Below are 17,460 nucleotides of genomic sequence, written 5' to 3' on the forward strand. Positions count from 1 at the left end.
TGCGCGCAGAAGCACTGCGCTATTGCGCGACATTCTAGTGGCAGACAGAATATCTGTTAAATGAATTATTAAGATATAGGTAATCGGTTATATAGATATGCGATTTACTCTCCGTCAACTTCAAGTGTTTGTCGCCGTTGCCCAGCAGGAAAGCGTCTCTAGAGCAGCGGTATTGCTTTCGCTTTCGCAGTCGGCGGCCAGTACCTCCATTACAGAACTGGAACGCCAGTCGAGCTGCCAATTGTTTGATCGCGCCGGCAAACGGCTCAGCCTCAACGCGACCGGTCGGCAGCTATTGCCACAAGCCGTTGCACTGCTCGATCAGGCCAAGGAAATCGAAGACCTGCTCAACGGCAAATCCGGCTTCGGCTCGCTGGCGGTCGGCGCGACGCTGACCATCGGCAATTACCTGGCAACCCTGCTGATCGGCGGCTACATGCAGCGCCACCCGGAAAGCCAGGTCAAGTTGCATGTCCAGAACACGGCGAACATCGTGCAGCAGGTGGCGCACTACGAGATCGACCTGGGCCTGATCGAAGGCGATTGCAGTCACCCGGACATCGAAGTCCAGCCTTGGGTAAAGGACGAACTGGTGGTGTTCTGCGCGCCACAACACCCCTTGGCGAAAGGCGGTCAGGCATCGCTGGAGCAACTGACCCATGAAGCCTGGATCTTGCGCGAGCAAGGCTCTGGCACAAGGCTGACGTTCGATCAGGCCATGCGTCATCATCGCAATGGATTGAATGTGCGACTGGAGCTGGAACACACCGAAGCGATAAAGCGCGCGGTGGAGTCCGGTCTGGGGATTGGCTGCATTTCCAGGCTGGCACTGCGCGACGCGTTTCGTCGTGGCAATCTGGTGGAACTGGCCACGCCAGAGCTGGACCTGGCGCGGCAGTTCTACTTTATCTGGCATAAACAGAAGTACCAGACCTCTGCCATGCGCGAGTTTCTCGACCTGTGCCGCGCCTTTACAGCCGGGGCGCAGCGCAGCGACGAAATAGTGCTGCCCAGTCTGTACTGATAGGGCTTAGCCCAGCAGCACGATGCCCCACACCAGCGCGATCATGCTTAGCGCGATGAATTGCGCGGCACTGCCCATGTCCTTGGCGTTCTTGGACAACGGATGCAGATCCAGGGAAATACGGTCGATGGCCGCCTCGACCGCCGAGTTGAGCAGTTCCACGATCAGCGCCAGCAGGCACACCGCAACCAGCAAGGCGTGTTCACCCTTGCTGACATGGAGGAAGAACGAAAGCGGCACCAGCACGACATTGAGCAGCACCAACTGACGAAAGGCAGCTTCGCCCTTGAAAGCAGCGGACATACCGTCAAGAGAATAGCCTGCGGCATTGAGAATACGTTTAAGACCGGTTTGGCCTTTGAAGGGCGACATAGGGGGCTGCCGTGCGAAAAAGATGAGGAAAACTAAGGCACTAAAGGTCAAAAAAGCGTGAATACAGCCACATGAAGTGCTTTTAGTGAGACGAAATCGACTCAAGCTGCTGTAACAGCAACGCGGCTTGCGTACGCGTGCGCACCCCAAGCTTGCGGAAAATGGCCGTAACGTGAGCCTTGATAGTGGCCTCGGAGACACTGAGTTCGGAGGCTATCTGCTTGTTCAACAGACCCTCGCAGACCATGGTCAACACCCGGAATTGCTGGGGTGTCAGACTGGCAAGTCCTGCACTGGCCGCTTTTGCCTCGTCCGAAACGCTGATCACCTCATTGACTTGCGGCGGCCACCAGACATCACCATCCAGCACGGTACGGACCGCCTGCTGAATGACTTCAAGCGAACTGGATTTGGGAATGAAACCACTGGCGCCGAACTCACGCGAGCGCACGACAATCGACGCCTCTTCCTGCGCCGAGACCATCACCACCGGTATTTGCGGATATTGCCCACGCAACAGTACCAACCCGGAGAAACCGTAAGCCCCCGGCATGTTCAGGTCCAGCAGTACCAGATCCCAGTCGGCTTTTTCGTCCAGACGCGATTCCAGTTGCGCGATGCTCTCTGCCTCGACCAGCCGTGCTGCAGGCCCCAGGCCGATGGTCAACGCCTGGTGCAGCGCACTGCGAAACAGGGGATGATCATCGGCGATCAGGATGTCGTAGGTCATGTAGTAATCCTGTTTTTATAGAGAGGGGCCGAAACAGACGGCCGCTCCAGGCCTGACAAATGCGCACTGCGCCGGAAAAAGGGCAGCAAGCACAACGCCAGACCAGATGAATCGGCTTCCAGGCGGCGCCAAGCATGACCAGCAACACCATGACGGTCAAGCGCGAAGCGCCGCTGCCTGTGGACAGAGGCAGCAATTAGCCATATCGCTAAAGAAAAGCCTTCAAATGAGTGTGCGCCGCGTCGTTCGGGTCGACCGGGTTCTGAAACTTGGCGCCCAGATAATGGGCGCTGAACACATCCAGATACGCATCCAGTACGCCGCTGGCACTGCAATCATCAGCCAGCTCCAGGCACAGGGCAGCAACTTCCGCCGTGCAGAAGTGATCGTCACGCTTGGAACGACGCAGGCGATAACGCGAGATTTGCTCAGGCGCCAGGCTAAGCACCGGAAACCGTTCCAGATAAGGACTTTTGCGAAACATCTTGCGCGCTTCATTCCAGGTCGCGTCCAGCAAGATGAATAAAGGACGCTTGCCGTTTTCACGCGACACCTCGGTCACCACCCGCTCTTCGGCGACGAACTCGCCTGGGAAGACGATGTAAGGCTGCCATTGCGGATCATCCAGCAGGGCCAGCAGCCGCTCGTCGACCTCAACCCGAGACCAGCCGAACGCATGCGTGTCTTCGATGACATCTGCGATCAGCCAACCGGTATTGGTCGGCTTCAACGGCTCGGTGTCATACATCAACAGGCACATGCCCGAATCAGCAGCAACCCTGGGACGCCACGCGCACAGACAATAACTGGAAATGACCCGACAATCAGGGCAGCGCGGCGCTCGCGACCCTCGTGCCGTGAAAGGCTTGACGGCGCGTGCCAGGCGTTCGTCGCGCAGACGGGAAACGGCGTGGCTCATGGCAGGACACGCCAGCAGGGAAAATACATCGACACCACGAAGACTCGACAGCAATAAAGTACGCGCAGTTTATCAGAGCTCCAGAGCATCAGCCTGCTTTCGGTCCAGGGTATGTTCCCGTTTCAGCGCGAGCAGCGTGGAAACGGGCGCAGCCACTTTTCGTACAGAGCCTAGGCCCGAAGAAGACTCCTGCTCTATACTGCTGCGCCATTGCAGCCCGTGTTAGTAACGGGCTGGCCGGAACGCACGTTGCAGTCGCGGGTCCAACGACCAGCTACTTAATCAGGAGAGTTTAATGCTGCGCCTTATCGCCCCTACCCTTACGTTGTTGCTCGTTGCTCCGCTGTGCGCCCAGGCGGCGTCGAAACAGGAGTTCGAACTCAGCAAGATGCTGGAAAAAGTCGCTAAGGAAAGCAGTGTCGGAACCCCACGGGCGATCAACGAAGACATTCTGGATCAGGGCTATACCGTGAGCGGCAACGAGCTGATCAACCACCTCAGCGTGCGTGAAGGCCAGGCCCAGCAAATGCGCGCCAACCCTGATGTCATGCGCAACCAGTTGGGCAACAGCGTTTGCCACAACAACGGTTTCCGCCAGTTGATGACCAAAGGCGCCGTGCTCAAGTATCAGTTTACCGAGTACAAAACCAACCGCCCGGTCGCGACCCAGACCTTCCAGGCCTCGGACTGCACGGTAAAAGCGAAGAAGTAAGCCGCCCGGATACTTCATCATCTGCCACGCGCCTACCCCTCAGGCGCGTTCGGCGTTTAGACATTCAGCAACTCATTTACCTTGAAAACCCACGGGTAACCGATAGCCTTTCTCTGCAAACCAGCACATCATCGAATCGACGCACCCTAGCGGGTCACTGATTTTGCAGGAGGAGAAATCCTGAATGCCGTATGTACCTGACGATCTTCTATCCCGACATTTCCAGAGTAACGGCCTAGACCTGACCAGCAAGGTCGAAGAGCATATCCATCAGGTTGCCCCGGACAACCGCAACCTGCCGCTGTATCGAGACATGATCCTGACCGTGCTGCGCATGGCTCAGGACAACCGCAATCGCTGGGACGTCAAGATAACGCTGCAGACACTGCGAGAGCTGGACAAAGCCTTTCGTGTGCTTGAGCGCTTCAAGGGACGCCGCAAGGTCACCGTGTTCGGCTCTGCTCGTACACCGGTGGAACATCCGCTGTACGCGCAAGCCACAGAGCTGGGCGAGAAACTGGCACAGTCCGACATGATGGTCATCACTGGGGCGGGCGGCGGCATCATGGCAGCAGCGCACGCCGGTGCCGGGCTGAAACACAGTCTTGGGTTCAACATCACCCTGCCGTTCGAGCAACATGCCAATCCGACGGTGGACGGCACTGAAAACCTGCTGCCCTTCCACTTCTTCTTCACCCGCAAACTGTTCTTCGTCAAAGAGGCCGATGCACTGGTGCTCTGCCCAGGCGGTTTCGGCACGCTGGACGAAGCGCTGGAAGTGCTGACTTTAATACAAACCGGCAAAAGCCCGCTGGTGCCGGTTGTGTTGCTGGACACACCGGGCGGCAGCTTCTGGCAAGGCGCGCTGGACTTCATCAAAAACCAGCTGCAGGAGAATCACTACATCCTGCCAGCCGATATGAAGCTCATGAGACTGGTTTACAGCGCCGACGAGGCCGTGGAAGAGATCAATCAGTTTTACAACAACTTCCACTCCAGTCGCTGGCTAAAGAACAAATTCGTGATTCGCATGCATCATTCGCTAAGCGAGCAGGCACTGGCGCACATGCAGGAAGCTTTCGCTGACCTGTGCATCAGTGAAAACTTTCATCAGCACAGCTATCAGGGCGAAGAACACGATGAAGCGCAATTCAGTCACCTGACACGGCTTGCGTTCACCTTTACAGGGCGCAACCAGGGTCGGCTTCGGGAATTAGTGGATTACATCAATCTGCAAGAAAACTGGGCAGACGCCTCAGCCACGAGAAATACGGCGGTATAGCACCGCCGCTAAACCCATTTCGATATCAATCGTCCCGATTATTACGGCCGCTCAACAGGCGGCCGATCATATCCAGCGAATACCCTCGATAGCTCAGAAAACGCCCCTGTCTGGCACGTTCACGAGCATCGACCGGTAATGCACCAGAGAACTTGCGCTGCCAGATCTCTTCAAGCTTCTCTTGCCAGTCAACCCCGCATTCTTTGAGCGCCTGCTCAATGTCGGCGCGCTGCAGACCGCGCTGGCTCAGTTCCTCCCGGATACGAACAGGGCCATAGCCCGAGCGCGCACGGTAAGAAACAAAACTTTCAAGATAACGGGACTCAGAGAGCAAACCTTCCTCGACCAAACGGTCAAGAGCAGGTTCTATGAGCTCGGGGGGAGCGCCGCGCTGACGCAACTTGCGCGTCAGCTCGACTCGACCATGCTCGCGGCGTGCGAGCAGGTCCATTGCAGTTCGCCGTATGGCGACAGGTGTATCGAGCACAGCAGACATGGCTATCAGATATCGGCGTCGGCTTCAGCCACATCATCGGCAACAACTGCTTCACGAGAGCCAACAGCCTTGGTGTCGACGCCAGGGGTGAGCAACTTGTCGCGAATCTGCTTCTCAAGCGCTTTGCAGATTTCCGGGTTGTCCGCCAGGAACTTGGCCGAGTTGGCTTTACCCTGACCGATCTTGCTGCCCTGGTAGCTGTACCAGGCACCGGATTTCTCGACAAAGCCATGCAGAACGGCCAGGTCGACGATTTCACCATTCAGGTAGATACCCTTGCCATAAAGAATCTGGAACTCTGCCTGACGGAACGGCGGAGCCACCTTGTTCTTCACGACCTTGACGCGGGTCTCGCTGCCGACAACTTCGTCGCCCTCTTTCACAGCGCCGGTGCGACGAATGTCCAGACGTACCGAAGCATAGAATTTCAGCGCGTTACCACCGGTAGTGGTTTCCGGGCTACCGAACATCACACCGATCTTCATGCGGATCTGGTTGATGAAGATGACCAGGCAATTGGCGTTCTTGATGTTACCGGTGATCTTGCGCAGTGCCTGCGACATCAGACGTGCCTGCAGACCCACGTGCATGTCACCCATCTCGCCTTCGATCTCGGCCTTCGGCACCAGCGCGGCGACGGAGTCGACAACGATGACGTCGATGGCATTGGAACGCACCAGCATGTCGGTGATTTCCAGCGCCTGCTCGCCGGTATCCGGCTGCGAAACCAGCAGGTCGTCGACGTTGACGCCCAGCTTGCCGGCGTATTCCGGATCAAGTGCGTGCTCGGCATCGACGAATGCGCAGGTGGCGCCCATTTTCTGGGCTTGTGCGATGACCGACAGGGTCAGCGTGGTTTTACCGGAAGACTCTGGACCGTAGATTTCAACGATCCGGCCTTTTGGCAGACCGCCGATACCGAGTGCGATATCCAGACCCAGCGAACCGGTGGAGATGGCAGGGATCGCCTGGCGATCGTGGTCGCCCATGCGCATCACGGCACCTTTACCGAACTGACGCTCGATCTGACCCAAGGCCGCAGCCAAGGCTTTCTTCTTGTTGTCGTCCATTGAAGTCCTCACGTAATCAAATTCAATTAGGGCCTTGATGGCCACAACACCTGTATAAGTAGACAGTATTATTCCACAGCAATGCCCGTACGCCTACCCCTGTTTTGGCATTTCTCCGCAAGCCAGTTGTATCAGCCCTTGCAGCGCGGTTTGTACCGTCTTCAGACGGACTTGATCGCGGTCGCCCTCGAACCAGTGACGTTGCGCAATAAGCGTGTCGCCGTCGCCCCAGCACAGCCACACCGTTCCGACCGGCTTGTCGACCGAACCGCCGCCAGGCCCCGCCACACCGCTGACTGCAACGGCGAATCGTGCAGCGCTTTCACGCCGGGCACCGCGTACCATGGCTTCCACAACAGGCTGACTGACCGCCCCAACCTGCGCGAACAACGCTTCAGGCACACCCAGTTGCCGGGTTTTCTGCGTATTGGAATATGTCACGTAACCCGCCTCGAACCAGGCGGAGCTGCCGCCGATCCGGGTAATGGCTTCGGCTATGCCGCCGCCCGTACAGGATTCGGCAGTGGTGACCTGAGCGTTGATTGCCTTGAGCAAGCCGCCGAGCGTGTCGGCAAGCCGGGTTATTTCATCCACGAGACAGTCCTGTTCAATTCATACAACCTTTTATAACCGATTAAAGAAACAAAACGGCCGCGAGGCAGCCGCTCGTGACCTGTTCAATCATCAGTCGTTTTCTTGCGCCCGGGCTTTTTGACCGTTTCCACCGTGGTTTCTCTCGGCCTTTTTCTGGCCTCCTCCAAGGGAATGAAGCGCCCGTTGACAGAGTCCCTCGCACGTTTGTTTTTCATATAAAAGTCCTTTTTTATAGATTGCCCTTCGTCGATCGAGTGGCAGCGCTGAAAGTCTATACGGCAAATCGGCCTTCATGGCGGCCGGGAAACGCCCGGTCACCAATAAGCAGGACCACGTCGCAACTGCAGCGCATTGTCGTGCGTGATAACCTTGCGCCCATCGCACATACCCGGCAGACGCCCCTCGATTCACAGAGGCACCGCGCGTCACGCCCCGGGGTTGCCTCACTCCTCTCAAGAACTTGCCTAAGCCACTGATGAATAAAGCAATTTCCGACCTCTCCTCACATACTCCCATGATGCAACAGTACTGGAAGCTGAAAAATCAGCATCCGGACCAGCTGATGTTTTATCGCATGGGCGATTTCTACGAGATCTTCTACGAAGACGCGAAGAAAGCCGCCAAATTGCTGGATATCACCCTGACTGCGCGCGGCCAGTCGGCCGGCCAGAGCATCCCCATGTGCGGGATTCCCTACCATGCGGCCGAGGGTTATTTGGCCAAACTGGTGAAGCTCGGCGAGTCAGTCGTGATCTGCGAGCAGATCGGCGACCCGGCCACCAGCAAAGGCCCGGTGGACCGCCAGGTGGTACGTATCATCACGCCGGGCACCATCAGCGATGAAGCGTTGCTCGATGAACGCAGAGACAACCTGATCGCTGCCGTACTCGGTGACGAGCGGCTGTTCGGCCTTGCTGTACTGGACATCACCAGTGGCAATTTCAGCGTGCTGGAGATCAAGGGCTGGGAGAACCTGCTGGCCGAGCTTGAGCGTATCAATCCGGTCGAGCTGTTGATACCTGACGACTGGCCGCAAGGCCTGCCGGCTGAAAAGCGGCGTGGCGCCAGGCGCCGCGCGCCGTGGGACTTCGAACGCGATTCCGCGCACAAGAGTCTCTGCCAGCAGTTTGCAACCCAGGACCTCAAAGGGTTCGGCTGCGAGAACCTGACGCTGGCCATCGGCGCTGCCGGCTGTCTGCTGAGCTACGCCAAGGAAACCCAGCGCACCGCCCTGCCGCATTTGCGCAGCCTGCGTCACGAGCGTCTCGACGATACCGTGATCCTCGACGCCGCCAGCCGGCGCAATCTGGAGCTGGACACCAACCTCTCGGGTGGACGCGACAACACGCTGCAATCCGTCATGGATCGCTGCCAGACCGCCATGGGAACCCGACTGCTGACTCGCTGGCTGAATCGCCCGCTGCGCGACCTGACGGTGTTGCAGGCACGCCAGACCTCCATCGGCTGTTTTCTGGAGCGCTATCGTTTCGAGAACCTGCAACCGCAGCTCAAGGAAATCGGTGACATTGAGCGGATTCTGGCGCGGATCGGCCTGCGCAATGCTCGTCCACGCGATCTCGCCCGGTTGCGCGACGCCCTGAGCGCATTGCCCGAGCTGCAACAGGCGATGACCGACCTCGACGCGCCGCACCTGCAGCAACTTGCGCAGACCGCCAGCACTTACCCGGAGCTTGCTGACCTGCTGCAACGGGCAATCAACGACAACCCACCCGCCGTGATTCGCGACGGTGGTGTCCTGAAGACCGGCTACGACGCCGAGCTTGACGAGCTGCAATCACTCAGCGAAAACGCTGGCCAGTTTCTGATCGATCTGGAAGCCCGAGAAAAAGCGCGTACTGGACTGAGCCATCTGAAAGTCGGTTACAACCGCGTGCATGGCTACTTCATCGAATTGCCGAGCAAGCAGGCTGAGCAGGCCCCGGCCGACTACATTCGCCGGCAGACCCTCAAGGGAGCCGAGCGCTTCATCACGCCGGAGCTCAAGGAATTCGAAGACAAGGCACTGTCGGCGAAAAGCCGTGCACTGGCGCGCGAGAAAATGCTTTACGAGGCATTGCTCGAAGACCTTATCAGCCATCTGGCACCGCTTCAGGATACAGCGGCCGCGCTGGCCGAGCTGGACGTATTGAGCAACCTCGCGGAGCGCGCCCTCAATCTGGACCTCAATTGCCCACGATTCGTCGCCGAGCCCTGCATGCGTATCGAACAGGGTCGCCACCCGGTAGTCGAGCAGGTGCTGAGCACGCCTTTCGTTGCCAACGACCTGGCCCTCGATGACAACACGCGCATGCTGGTCATCACCGGCCCGAACATGGGCGGTAAATCGACCTACATGCGCCAGACGGCATTGATCGTGCTGCTGGCTCACATCGGCAGCTTTGTGCCTGCAGCCCGTTGCGAACTGTCGCTGGTCGACCGGATCTTCACCCGGATCGGCTCCAGCGATGACCTCGCCGGCGGTCGCTCGACGTTCATGGTGGAAATGAGCGAGACCGCCAACATCCTGCACAACGCCAGCGACAAGAGCCTGGTGCTGATGGACGAAGTAGGACGCGGAACCAGTACCTTCGACGGTCTGTCGCTCGCCTGGGCCGCCGCCGAATGCCTGGCGCAACTGCGTGCCTACACGCTGTTCGCAACGCATTACTTCGAATTGACCGTGCTGCCGGAAAGTGAACCGCTGGTCACCAACGTGCATTTGAATGCCACCGAGCACAACGAGCGGATCGTGTTCCTGCACCGCGTGCTGCCGGGACCTGCCAGCCAGAGCTACGGTCTGGCCGTGGCGCAACTGGCCGGCGTTCCGGGCAAAGTCATCACCCGCGCCAAGGAGCACTTGCAGCGCCTGGAAACCACCAGCCTGCCCCATGAGCAGCCGCGCGCCAAACCCGGTAAACCTGCCGTCCCGCAACAGAGCGACATGTTTGCAAGCCTGCCGCACCCCCTGCTCGACGAACTGTCGAAGATCAAGGTTGATGACATGACCCCGCGACAGGCTCTGGATTTGCTATACACATTGCAAACACGTCTGTGACGCGAGCCGTTACAAGCTGTTAGAATCCCGCGCGGTTTGGGATGCTCCCGGCTTTTAGCCTGGCCGGGGTGTTTTTCGAGCCGCGTGAAAACGCAGCGAACCAAGGGTAAGTGGCAGGAGATGCAGTCGGACTGCTTCAAGGCCACTCACCAAAAGCACGTGTTTTCATAGGGCCGGGAAACCTCCCGAACCTGGCAACCCTGTCTGGAAGGGCTCTGCTGCAGCCGCCTGAGGAGAGAATTAGAAATGACCTTCGTCGTCACCGACAACTGCATCAAGTGCAAATACACCGATTGTGTAGAAGTCTGTCCGGTGGACTGCTTCTACGAAGGCCCGAACTTTCTGGTCATTCACCCCGACGAGTGCATCGACTGTGCGCTCTGCGAGCCTGAGTGCCCTGCTGTGGCCATTTACTCGGAAGACGAGATACCTGCAGGTATGGAAAACTTTATCGAGCTGAACGCCGAGCTTGCCGAAGTCTGGCCCAATATCACCGAGAAGAAAGAGGCCATGCCTGACGCCGCAGAGTGGGATGGCAAACCTGGAAAAATCGCTGAACTGGAACGCTAGGCTCCAGACAGACAAAAGGCCCTTTAAAGGGCCTTTTTATTACGCTGAATTCGGCAAATTCAGGACAAAAAAAGGGGCGGTTTGACCCGCCCACATTTTTTCCATGATCCCTGTATTCCCTTGTCATCATCCTGATGAATCGCATCCCGCGATGTCCGTGACCTTCATCCTTGATGGCCTGTGCCTGTCCGTTGGCACAGCTTCGATATTAGAGATTTAACGCTGCAGGGCAACAGCCGAAACGCAGCATAATATTTCTACCTCTGCGCATCAGAAAATAAAAAAATCATTCATATCAGCAGGTTGAATACAGACGGCACTGCTTAAGGTAAAAAATCTCACCCGTAATGACTTGATGACTTACAGCACACGTACGCGATGACTTACAACATTTGGGATCCGTATGCCATGCACGAGGACTGTTCAGAGACAGCAGAAACCCTGCTACACCGTTTCGACAGCGACCTTTGGATGACGCAAGACATATAAAAAGGCCGATACACACATCACGTGTTATATCGGCCTTGGGGTGACGCACAGGAAGGGGGAATTAGCGGAAGAGCGACTCGCTGGACAGGCCGTTCTTTTCAAGAATCTCACGCAGGCGCTTGAGTCCTTCAACCTGGATCTGACGCACCCGCTCGCGGGTCAGCCCGATTTCCAGGCCGACGTCTTCAAGCGTGCTGCTTTCGTGCCCGCGCAAACCGAAGCGCCGTATGACCACTTCTCGCTGTTTCTCGGTCAACTCGGATAGCCACTGATCGATGCTCTGAGACAGATCATCATCCTGCAGCAATTCGCACGGGTCGGTAGGACGGTCATCCGTCAGGGTGTCGAGCAGGGTCTTGTCCGAATCAGGCCCAAGAGAAACGTCCACGGATGAAACCCGCTCGTTCAGGCCCAGCATGCGCTTGACCTCGCCTACAGGTCGTTCAAGCAGGTTGGCGATTTCTTCCGGGGAGGGCTCATGGTCCAGCTTCTGGGTCAGCTCTCTGGCCGCACGCAGATAGACGTTCAGTTCCTTGACGACGTGAATCGGCAACCGGATGGTCCGGGTCTGATTCATGATCGCGCGTTCAATGGTCTGGCGTATCCACCAGGTGGCATAGGTGGAAAAACGAAACCCCCGCTCAGGATCGAATTTCTCGACAGCCCGGATAAGCCCCAGATTGCCCTCTTCGATGAGGTCCAGCAATGAAAGGCCACGATTGACATAGCGCCTGGCAATTTTAACCACCAGCCGCAGATTGCTTTCAATCATGCGTTTGCGTCCGGCCGGATCGCCACTTTGCGACAGACGCGCGAAGTGAACTTCTTCTTCCGGAGACAACAGAGGGGAAAACCCGATCTCATTGAGATACAGCTGGGTAGCGTCGAGCGCTCGGGTGTAGTCGATGTATTTGTGTTGTTTGAGCGATGTTGAATGCTTGGCCCTGACACGTCCCGATATAGCAGCGGCTGGCTGCTTCTCGTTTGACGCCTCCGTCAGGACAATGCCGGCTTCCATAAGGAGCACTTCATCATCGATGTCAAACTCCGGCGCTTCGTTGCCAAGAGCCATTGTTTTAGTCCTTTGGTGAGTTCGACCTCAAGCTCCAGCGGCGCCTGGTTCCATGGCATCGCTTGAGCCTGTTCCTATTACGCCAGGAACAGGCTGGCAACTATCAACGACGTGGCAAAAATCCCAGTGGGTCTACAGGTTTCCCTTGACGGCGAATCTCAAAATGCAGTTTCACCCGGTCAGTTCCTGTTGACCCCATTTCGGCAATCGTCTGCCCTGCCTTGACCTGTTGACCTTCCCGTACCAGGAGCCTGCGATTATGACCGTAGGCACTGACGTAGGTATCGCTGTGTTTGATGATGATCAATTCGCCGTAGCCTCGTAATCCGCTTCCGGCGTAAACGACCGAACCATCAGACGCTGCCAAAACAGGCTGTCCCAAATCACCAGCGATATCAATTCCTTTATTCAAACTGCCGTTTGAGGAAAATTTTCCTATCAAAATGCCGCTTGAAGGCCAGGTCCAACCCGTCGGAGACTTGCCAGCCGGGCCTGTGCCGGTCGTCGCTGACGGTGGTATCACCACCGGTACAACCGCAATCGGCTTGGACATAACGGTGGTTTTCACCGAGCCCGAACCGCTGCTCGTGGTCGAAGTGGACGTGGTCGGACGTCCTTCAGCCGGGGCAGACGCTATACCGGATGTTGAGGAGGAGCGCCCGTCGAAGCGAATGGTCTGACCTGGCTTGATGGTGAACGGCTCAGGAATCTGGTTGCGGGCGGCCAGCGCCTTCCAGTCCCAGCCGTAACGAAACGCGATAGAAAACAGCGTATCGCCGCGCCTGACGACATATTGCCCGGTGGTCACCGTAGGACGCTGCGCGACGGCATTGCCATTGCGGTCGACCACGCGAACGCCACCGGACGGCGTGCTGGAGCAGCCGACCAGAAGGACACTGAGAGCAATGCCAATCACCAGACGCTGATAACTTCTTGAAGACTTGAGCTGCTGAATGACTGTGAGACTCACCCGCCACTCCCTTTTACTGGTGACCGATTCAAAAAAGAGGCCTATTGTGCCGCAAGCGCGGCGGGCAGCCCGTGATTAACTGCTGAAATCGCTGTTATATATCAGTCAGCTACGTGAAATGATGCCATTTAGCTATTTGTGAACAGGGACTGACCGCTGTAGACCGGTGAGTGACGCCAGAATTCACTCGCGGGTACTGACAATCTTCAAGCGATCGGTCCATTGAGCAGAGGAACGAAGCGCACGGCGCCCAGTACATGCCGGGAAAACCCGTTTTCTTCGCGGATGATCAGCATCAATTGCTGCACTTCGCCCGAGCCCACCGGGATGACCAACCGCCCTCCGGGGGCCAGTTGATCGAGCAGCGCCTGTGGCACGTCGGTGGCCACTGCCGTGACGATGATGCCGTTGTAAGGTGCCAGCGCAGGCCACCCTTCCCAGCCGTCGCCCCAACGAAACACCACATTGCGCAGATTGAGTTCGACCAGACGTTCCTTGGCGCGGTCCTGAAGGACCTTGATACGCTCGACCGAAAATACCCGCTCGACCAATTGCGACAGTACGGCGGTCTGGTAGCCGGAGCCGGTGCCGATTTCCATGACTTTGTCCAGCGGGCCGGCTGCGAGTAACAGCTCACTCATCCGCGCAACCATATAGGGCTGGGAGATTGTCTGGTTATGGCCGATAGGCAGCGCCGTGTCTTCATAAGCGCGGTGCGCGAGCGCCTCGTCGACGAACAGGTGCCGGGGCGTCTTGCGAATGACGTCCAGTACCCGATGGTTGGTAATGCCTTCTTCGCAGAGACGCTGAATCAAGCGCTCGCGTGTTCGTTGCGAGGTCATCCCGATCCCGCGACGTAATAGATCATCCTGCTCACGCGACATCAGCGCAGGTCCTCCAGCCAGTTGCTCAGGCTGCTGAAACCATCCTGAAAGGTTCGATCAAGTTGCAGCGGCGTAATCGATACGTAACCCTGCATGACGGCATGGAAATCAGTCCCGGCACCGCCATCCTCGGCGTCACCGGCAGCAGCGATCCAGTAACCGGCCCGACCACGCGGGTCAACCACTCTGACCGGGGCGGCGGCGCGGGTACGATGCCCGAGGCGGGTCAGTTGAATGCCCCGGATGTGTTCAAGCGGCAAATTCGGAATATTCACGTTCAATACCGTGCGCGGAGGCAGGTCGAGCCGCTCATGGGCCTCTACCAGCAAACGCGCATAATGCGCCGCCGTCGCCAGGTTATCCGGCTGACGTGACAGAAACGAAAAGGCAAATGACGGACGCTTCAGGAAGCGCCCTTCGAGTGCAGCGGCAACGGTGCCGGAATACAGCACATCGTCACCCAGATTAGCGCCCAGATTGATTCCCGACACCACCATGTCCGGCTCACGTTCCAGAAGCCCGTGCAGCCCCAGGTGCACGCAGTCGGTCGGCGTACCATTCACGCTGATGAAACCGTTGTCCAGGGTGTGCGGATGCAAGGGCCGGTCCAGTGTTAGCGAACTGCTGGCACCGCTTTTGTCCTGGTCAGGGGCGATCACCACGCACTCGGCATAGTCCGCCAGCGCCGCATGCAGCGCCGCAAGACCGGGCGCAGTCACCCCGTCGTCGTTTGATATCAGAATACGCATGAGCTGTCCGTCTGCCCGACCGGCACCAGATCAACGAGTTCGCGCACCAAAACAGTGGCGAAGCATCCGGGCGGCAGGACGAATTCCAGTTGCAGAATGTCAGGCTCGGGATAATGCCACGTCAGCCGCCCAATGGGCAGCCGCAGGATGCGCCGTTCGTGATCCATGCCCGCTCTGACCAGCCAGTCGCGCAGTGAAGACTCATCAGCGGCAATGGCGTTTTCCAGCTCGGCGGTCGCGCCGGAAGCTGGCGAAAGGCCCTGCCCCCACTGCGGGCCGGTAGGATGGAGATCGAGAATCGCCAGGCGAGGGTCGCTGCACTCGGCAATCCCGGCCGGAAAAAAACTGCGACTGTCGGTGAACGCCAACAAATCACCCACTTGGGCGTGCTGCCAGCTGCCATCGATAACCCGCGCTGCGAGTACCCGATTGAACAGGTAACTGCGCGCCGTGGACAACAGCCGTGAGCGCACCGCACGCTGCTCGGGGAGCGCCTGTCGGGCTGCGTAATCGCGAGCCTCGCCCAGATTGCCGCCCTGATAACCGAAGCGCTGCGCGCCGAAATAGTTGGGAATGCCCTGCCGGGCAATGGTTTCCAGGCGCTGATTCAACGCGGCCTGGTCGGCGCTCAACTGCGTCAGCCTGAGCGTGAAACCGTTGGCCGCATGAGCCCCGCGCTGCAATTTGCGCGTGTGCCGGACGCTCTTGAGAATCTGCAGGGTCTCGTCCTGCGCCGCCGCAAGATCAGGATCGGCCTTGCCTGGCAACTGGATGCTGAACCATTGCCGGGTCAAGGCCTGGCGGTCCTTCAAGCCGGCGTAGCTGACGGTACGCAGCTGCACACCTGCGGCACGTGCCAGCCTGCGGGCGGCTTCCTCGGTGTTCAGGCCTCGTTTTTCGACCCATAACCACAGGTGCTCGCCAGCGCCAGACAGCGGAATATCCAGCACCTCATCGACCTGAAAGTCTTCAGCAGTGGCCTTGAGCGCTGCGCGACCCAATGCATCGCCATAGGCCCTTGGGCCCAGCAGTTCGAGTTCGGTCATGCGCGCAGCAACAACGCGACGGCATGCACCGCGATGCCTTCTTCACGGCCCGTAAAACCGAGTTTTTCCGTGGTAGTGGCTTTCACGTTTACCTGGTCCAGTTCAACGTCCAGATCCTCGGCGATCAACGCGCGCATAGCGTCGATGTGCGGGGCCATCTTCGGCGCCTGGGCCACGATGGTGGCGTCGACATTGCCGACCTTCCAGCCTTTGCCATGGATCTGTTTGAGCACATGGCGCAACAGTACACGGCTGTCAGCGCCCTTGAATTGCGGATCGGTGTCGGGAAAATGCTTGCCGATGTCGCCCAGCGCAGCGGCGCCCAGCAGCGCATCACTGAGGGCGTGCAGCAGGACATCGCCATCGGAGTGGGCCAACAGGCCGAACCCGTGTGCAATCCGCACGCCGCCCAAGGTTATGAAATCGCCTTCAGCGAAACGGTGCACATCATAGCCATGGCCAATACGCATAGAAAAACGCCCTGAAAAAAGACAGGGCGTGATTCTACCTGCTTTGACGCAGCTTAGCTGTTCAAGGCTTGCGCATGATGCCGTAAATGGTCTTCTATAAAACTGGCGATGAAGAAGTAGCTGTGGTCATAGCCTGGCTGCATCCGCAGGGTCAGCGGATAGTGAGCAGCTTTGGCGGCCTGAACCAATGCCTCCGGCTTGAGCTGATTGACCAGAAAATCGTCACGGTCGCCCTGATCAACCAGCGTCGGCAGCTTCTCCGCAGCTTCCGACATCAGCACGCTGGCATCCCATTCACGCCATCGCGAGCGGTCTTCGCCCAGGTAGCGGGAAAAGGCTTTCTGCCCCCACGGGCAATCGATCGGGTTACTGATTGGCGAAAACGCCGACACTGACCTGTAGCGCCCGGGGTTGCGCAACGCGCAGACCAGCGCGCCATGACCGCCCATTGAATGGCCGCTGATACTACGGACCTGTGACGCCGGGAAATGCGCTTCGATCAGAGCGGGTAGCTCTTTGACTACATAATCATGCATCTGATAATGCCGAGCGTAAGGCGCTTCGGTGGCATTCAGGTAGAAGCCCGCCCCCTGACCGAAATCCCAGGCACCGTCCGGGTCATCGGCGACATCGGCACCACGCGGGCTGGTGTCGGGCGCCACGATAATGATGCCAAGTTCGGCTGCGAGCCGATGCGCCGCCGCTTTCTGCATGAAGTTTTCATCGGTACAGGTCAGGCCCGACAACCAGTACAGCACTGGCAGCTTGCCGCCCTGCTCGGCCTGCGGCGGCAGGTAGACGGCGAACACCATGTCGCAGCCCAGTACGGTCGAGTGGTGCTTGTAGCGCTTGTGCCAGCCACCGAAGCTTTTCTGACAGGAAATATTTTCCAAAGGCATGTCGTGTCCTCCAGCTGCAAGCTATAAGCCGCAAGCTACAAGCAGGTAACAGACCTT

Annotated in this window: 19 protein-coding genes; 5 read left to right on the forward strand and 14 right to left on the reverse strand. The window is 58.2% G+C overall.

Features of this window, described 5'->3' with window-relative positions:
• Nucleotides 1-97: 97 nt before the first annotated feature.
• A complete protein-coding gene (locus I9H07_RS16755; protein WP_024675603.1) occupies nucleotides 98-1,024 on the forward strand; it encodes a LysR family transcriptional regulator in 927 nt (308 codons plus the stop codon).
• 6 nt (nucleotides 1,025-1,030) lie between these two features.
• Here the strand turns inward: I9H07_RS16755 and I9H07_RS16760 are convergent, their stop codons facing one another.
• The 3 genes from I9H07_RS16760 to I9H07_RS16770 form a co-directional block, all read right to left on the reverse strand.
• Nucleotides 1,031-1,396 carry a diacylglycerol kinase gene (locus I9H07_RS16760; protein ID WP_024675604.1) on the reverse strand — a complete coding sequence of 122 codons (366 nt, stop codon included), beginning with the start codon at nucleotides 1,394-1,396 and terminating at the stop codon, nucleotides 1,031-1,033.
• 82 nt (nucleotides 1,397-1,478) lie between these two features.
• On the reverse strand, nucleotides 1,479-2,126 hold the full coding sequence (gene erdR, locus I9H07_RS16765) for a response regulator transcription factor ErdR (RefSeq protein WP_058391747.1): 648 nt from the start codon (nucleotides 2,124-2,126) through the stop codon (nucleotides 1,479-1,481).
• 208 nt (nucleotides 2,127-2,334) lie between these two features.
• Nucleotides 2,335-3,045 (reverse strand): tRNA-uridine aminocarboxypropyltransferase, encoded by a 711-nt coding sequence (locus tag I9H07_RS16770; protein ID WP_024675606.1) that lies wholly within the window; start codon nucleotides 3,043-3,045, stop codon nucleotides 2,335-2,337.
• 295 nt (nucleotides 3,046-3,340) lie between these two features.
• Here I9H07_RS16770 and I9H07_RS16775 point away from each other — a divergent pair, with 295 nt between their 5' ends.
• Both I9H07_RS16775 and I9H07_RS16780 read left to right on the forward strand, forming a co-directional pair.
• Nucleotides 3,341-3,757: a quorum-sensing-regulated virulence factor family protein gene (locus I9H07_RS16775; protein ID WP_024675607.1), complete on the forward strand. Its 417-nt coding sequence runs from the start codon at nucleotides 3,341-3,343 to the stop codon at nucleotides 3,755-3,757.
• 184 nt (nucleotides 3,758-3,941) lie between these two features.
• Nucleotides 3,942-5,039: an LOG family protein gene (locus tag I9H07_RS16780; protein WP_058391746.1), complete on the forward strand. Its 1,098-nt coding sequence runs from the start codon at nucleotides 3,942-3,944 to the stop codon at nucleotides 5,037-5,039.
• 25 nt (nucleotides 5,040-5,064) lie between these two features.
• Here the strand turns inward: I9H07_RS16780 and recX are convergent, their stop codons facing one another.
• The 4 genes from recX to I9H07_RS24900 all read right to left on the reverse strand — a co-directional run bounded on the left by recX (nucleotide 5,065) and on the right by I9H07_RS24900 (nucleotide 7,414).
• Nucleotides 5,065-5,535: a recombination regulator RecX gene (gene recX / locus I9H07_RS16785; RefSeq protein ID WP_058824101.1), complete on the reverse strand. Its 471-nt coding sequence runs from the start codon at nucleotides 5,533-5,535 to the stop codon at nucleotides 5,065-5,067.
• 5 nt (nucleotides 5,536-5,540) lie between these two features.
• The gene (gene recA, locus I9H07_RS16790) at nucleotides 5,541-6,605 is read right to left on the reverse strand and encodes a recombinase RecA (protein WP_024644417.1); all 1,065 of its coding nucleotides are present in this window, start codon (nucleotides 6,603-6,605) and stop codon (nucleotides 5,541-5,543) included.
• Nucleotides 6,606-6,698: 93 nt separating this feature from the next.
• Entirely contained in the window at nucleotides 6,699-7,199 is a 501-nt protein-coding gene (locus I9H07_RS16795) for a CinA family protein (protein ID WP_024675610.1), read from the reverse strand.
• 83 nt (nucleotides 7,200-7,282) lie between these two features.
• Nucleotides 7,283-7,414, reverse strand: coding sequence for a hypothetical protein (locus tag I9H07_RS24900; RefSeq protein WP_268744416.1), 132 nt, complete (start codon nucleotides 7,412-7,414; stop codon nucleotides 7,283-7,285).
• Between the two features lie 272 nt (nucleotides 7,415-7,686).
• Here I9H07_RS24900 and mutS point away from each other — a divergent pair, with 272 nt between their 5' ends.
• Together mutS and fdxA are read left to right on the forward strand one after the other, a co-directional pair.
• Nucleotides 7,687-10,254, forward strand: coding sequence for a DNA mismatch repair protein MutS (gene mutS, locus I9H07_RS16800; protein ID WP_236427026.1), 2,568 nt, complete (start codon nucleotides 7,687-7,689; stop codon nucleotides 10,252-10,254).
• 246 nt (nucleotides 10,255-10,500) lie between these two features.
• On the forward strand, nucleotides 10,501-10,824 hold the full coding sequence (fdxA, locus tag I9H07_RS16805; protein WP_024644414.1) for a ferredoxin FdxA: 324 nt from the start codon (nucleotides 10,501-10,503) through the stop codon (nucleotides 10,822-10,824).
• A 550-nt stretch (nucleotides 10,825-11,374) separates the two neighbouring features.
• Here the strand turns inward: fdxA and rpoS are convergent.
• The 7 genes from rpoS to fghA form a co-directional block, all read right to left on the reverse strand.
• Entirely contained in the window at nucleotides 11,375-12,385 is a 1,011-nt protein-coding gene (gene rpoS, locus I9H07_RS16810; protein ID WP_058824103.1) for an RNA polymerase sigma factor RpoS, read from the reverse strand.
• Between the two features lie 103 nt (nucleotides 12,386-12,488).
• Nucleotides 12,489-13,355 carry a peptidoglycan DD-metalloendopeptidase family protein gene (locus I9H07_RS16815; RefSeq protein WP_058824104.1) on the reverse strand — a complete coding sequence of 289 codons (867 nt, stop codon included), beginning with the start codon at nucleotides 13,353-13,355 and terminating at the stop codon, nucleotides 12,489-12,491.
• Nucleotides 13,356-13,561: 206 nt separating this feature from the next.
• A complete protein-coding gene (locus tag I9H07_RS16820; protein ID WP_201022786.1) occupies nucleotides 13,562-14,197 on the reverse strand; it encodes a protein-L-isoaspartate(D-aspartate) O-methyltransferase in 636 nt (211 codons plus the stop codon).
• A gap of 41 nt (nucleotides 14,198-14,238) precedes the next feature.
• The gene (gene surE, locus I9H07_RS16825; protein ID WP_024675615.1) at nucleotides 14,239-14,988 is read right to left on the reverse strand and encodes a 5'/3'-nucleotidase SurE; all 750 of its coding nucleotides are present in this window, start codon (nucleotides 14,986-14,988) and stop codon (nucleotides 14,239-14,241) included.
• The gene (gene truD, locus I9H07_RS16830; protein ID WP_236424632.1) at nucleotides 14,976-16,034 is read right to left on the reverse strand and encodes a tRNA pseudouridine(13) synthase TruD; all 1,059 of its coding nucleotides are present in this window, start codon (nucleotides 16,032-16,034) and stop codon (nucleotides 14,976-14,978) included. Before truD ends, surE begins: the two co-directional genes overlap by 13 nt.
• Nucleotides 16,031-16,504, reverse strand: a complete 474-nt coding sequence (gene ispF / locus I9H07_RS16835) for a 2-C-methyl-D-erythritol 2,4-cyclodiphosphate synthase (protein ID WP_024644408.1) — start codon at nucleotides 16,502-16,504, stop codon at nucleotides 16,031-16,033. The genes truD and ispF overlap by 4 nt, the downstream gene beginning before the upstream one ends.
• A gap of 53 nt (nucleotides 16,505-16,557) precedes the next feature.
• A complete protein-coding gene (gene fghA / locus I9H07_RS16840; RefSeq protein WP_236426108.1) occupies nucleotides 16,558-17,403 on the reverse strand; it encodes an S-formylglutathione hydrolase in 846 nt (281 codons plus the stop codon).
• Nucleotides 17,404-17,460: the final 57 nt, after the last annotated feature.

Origin of the sequence: Pseudomonas syringae, from assembly GCF_023278085.1 — a bacterium.
Lineage (GTDB): Bacteria > Pseudomonadota > Gammaproteobacteria > Pseudomonadales > Pseudomonadaceae > Aquipseudomonas > Aquipseudomonas syringae_Q.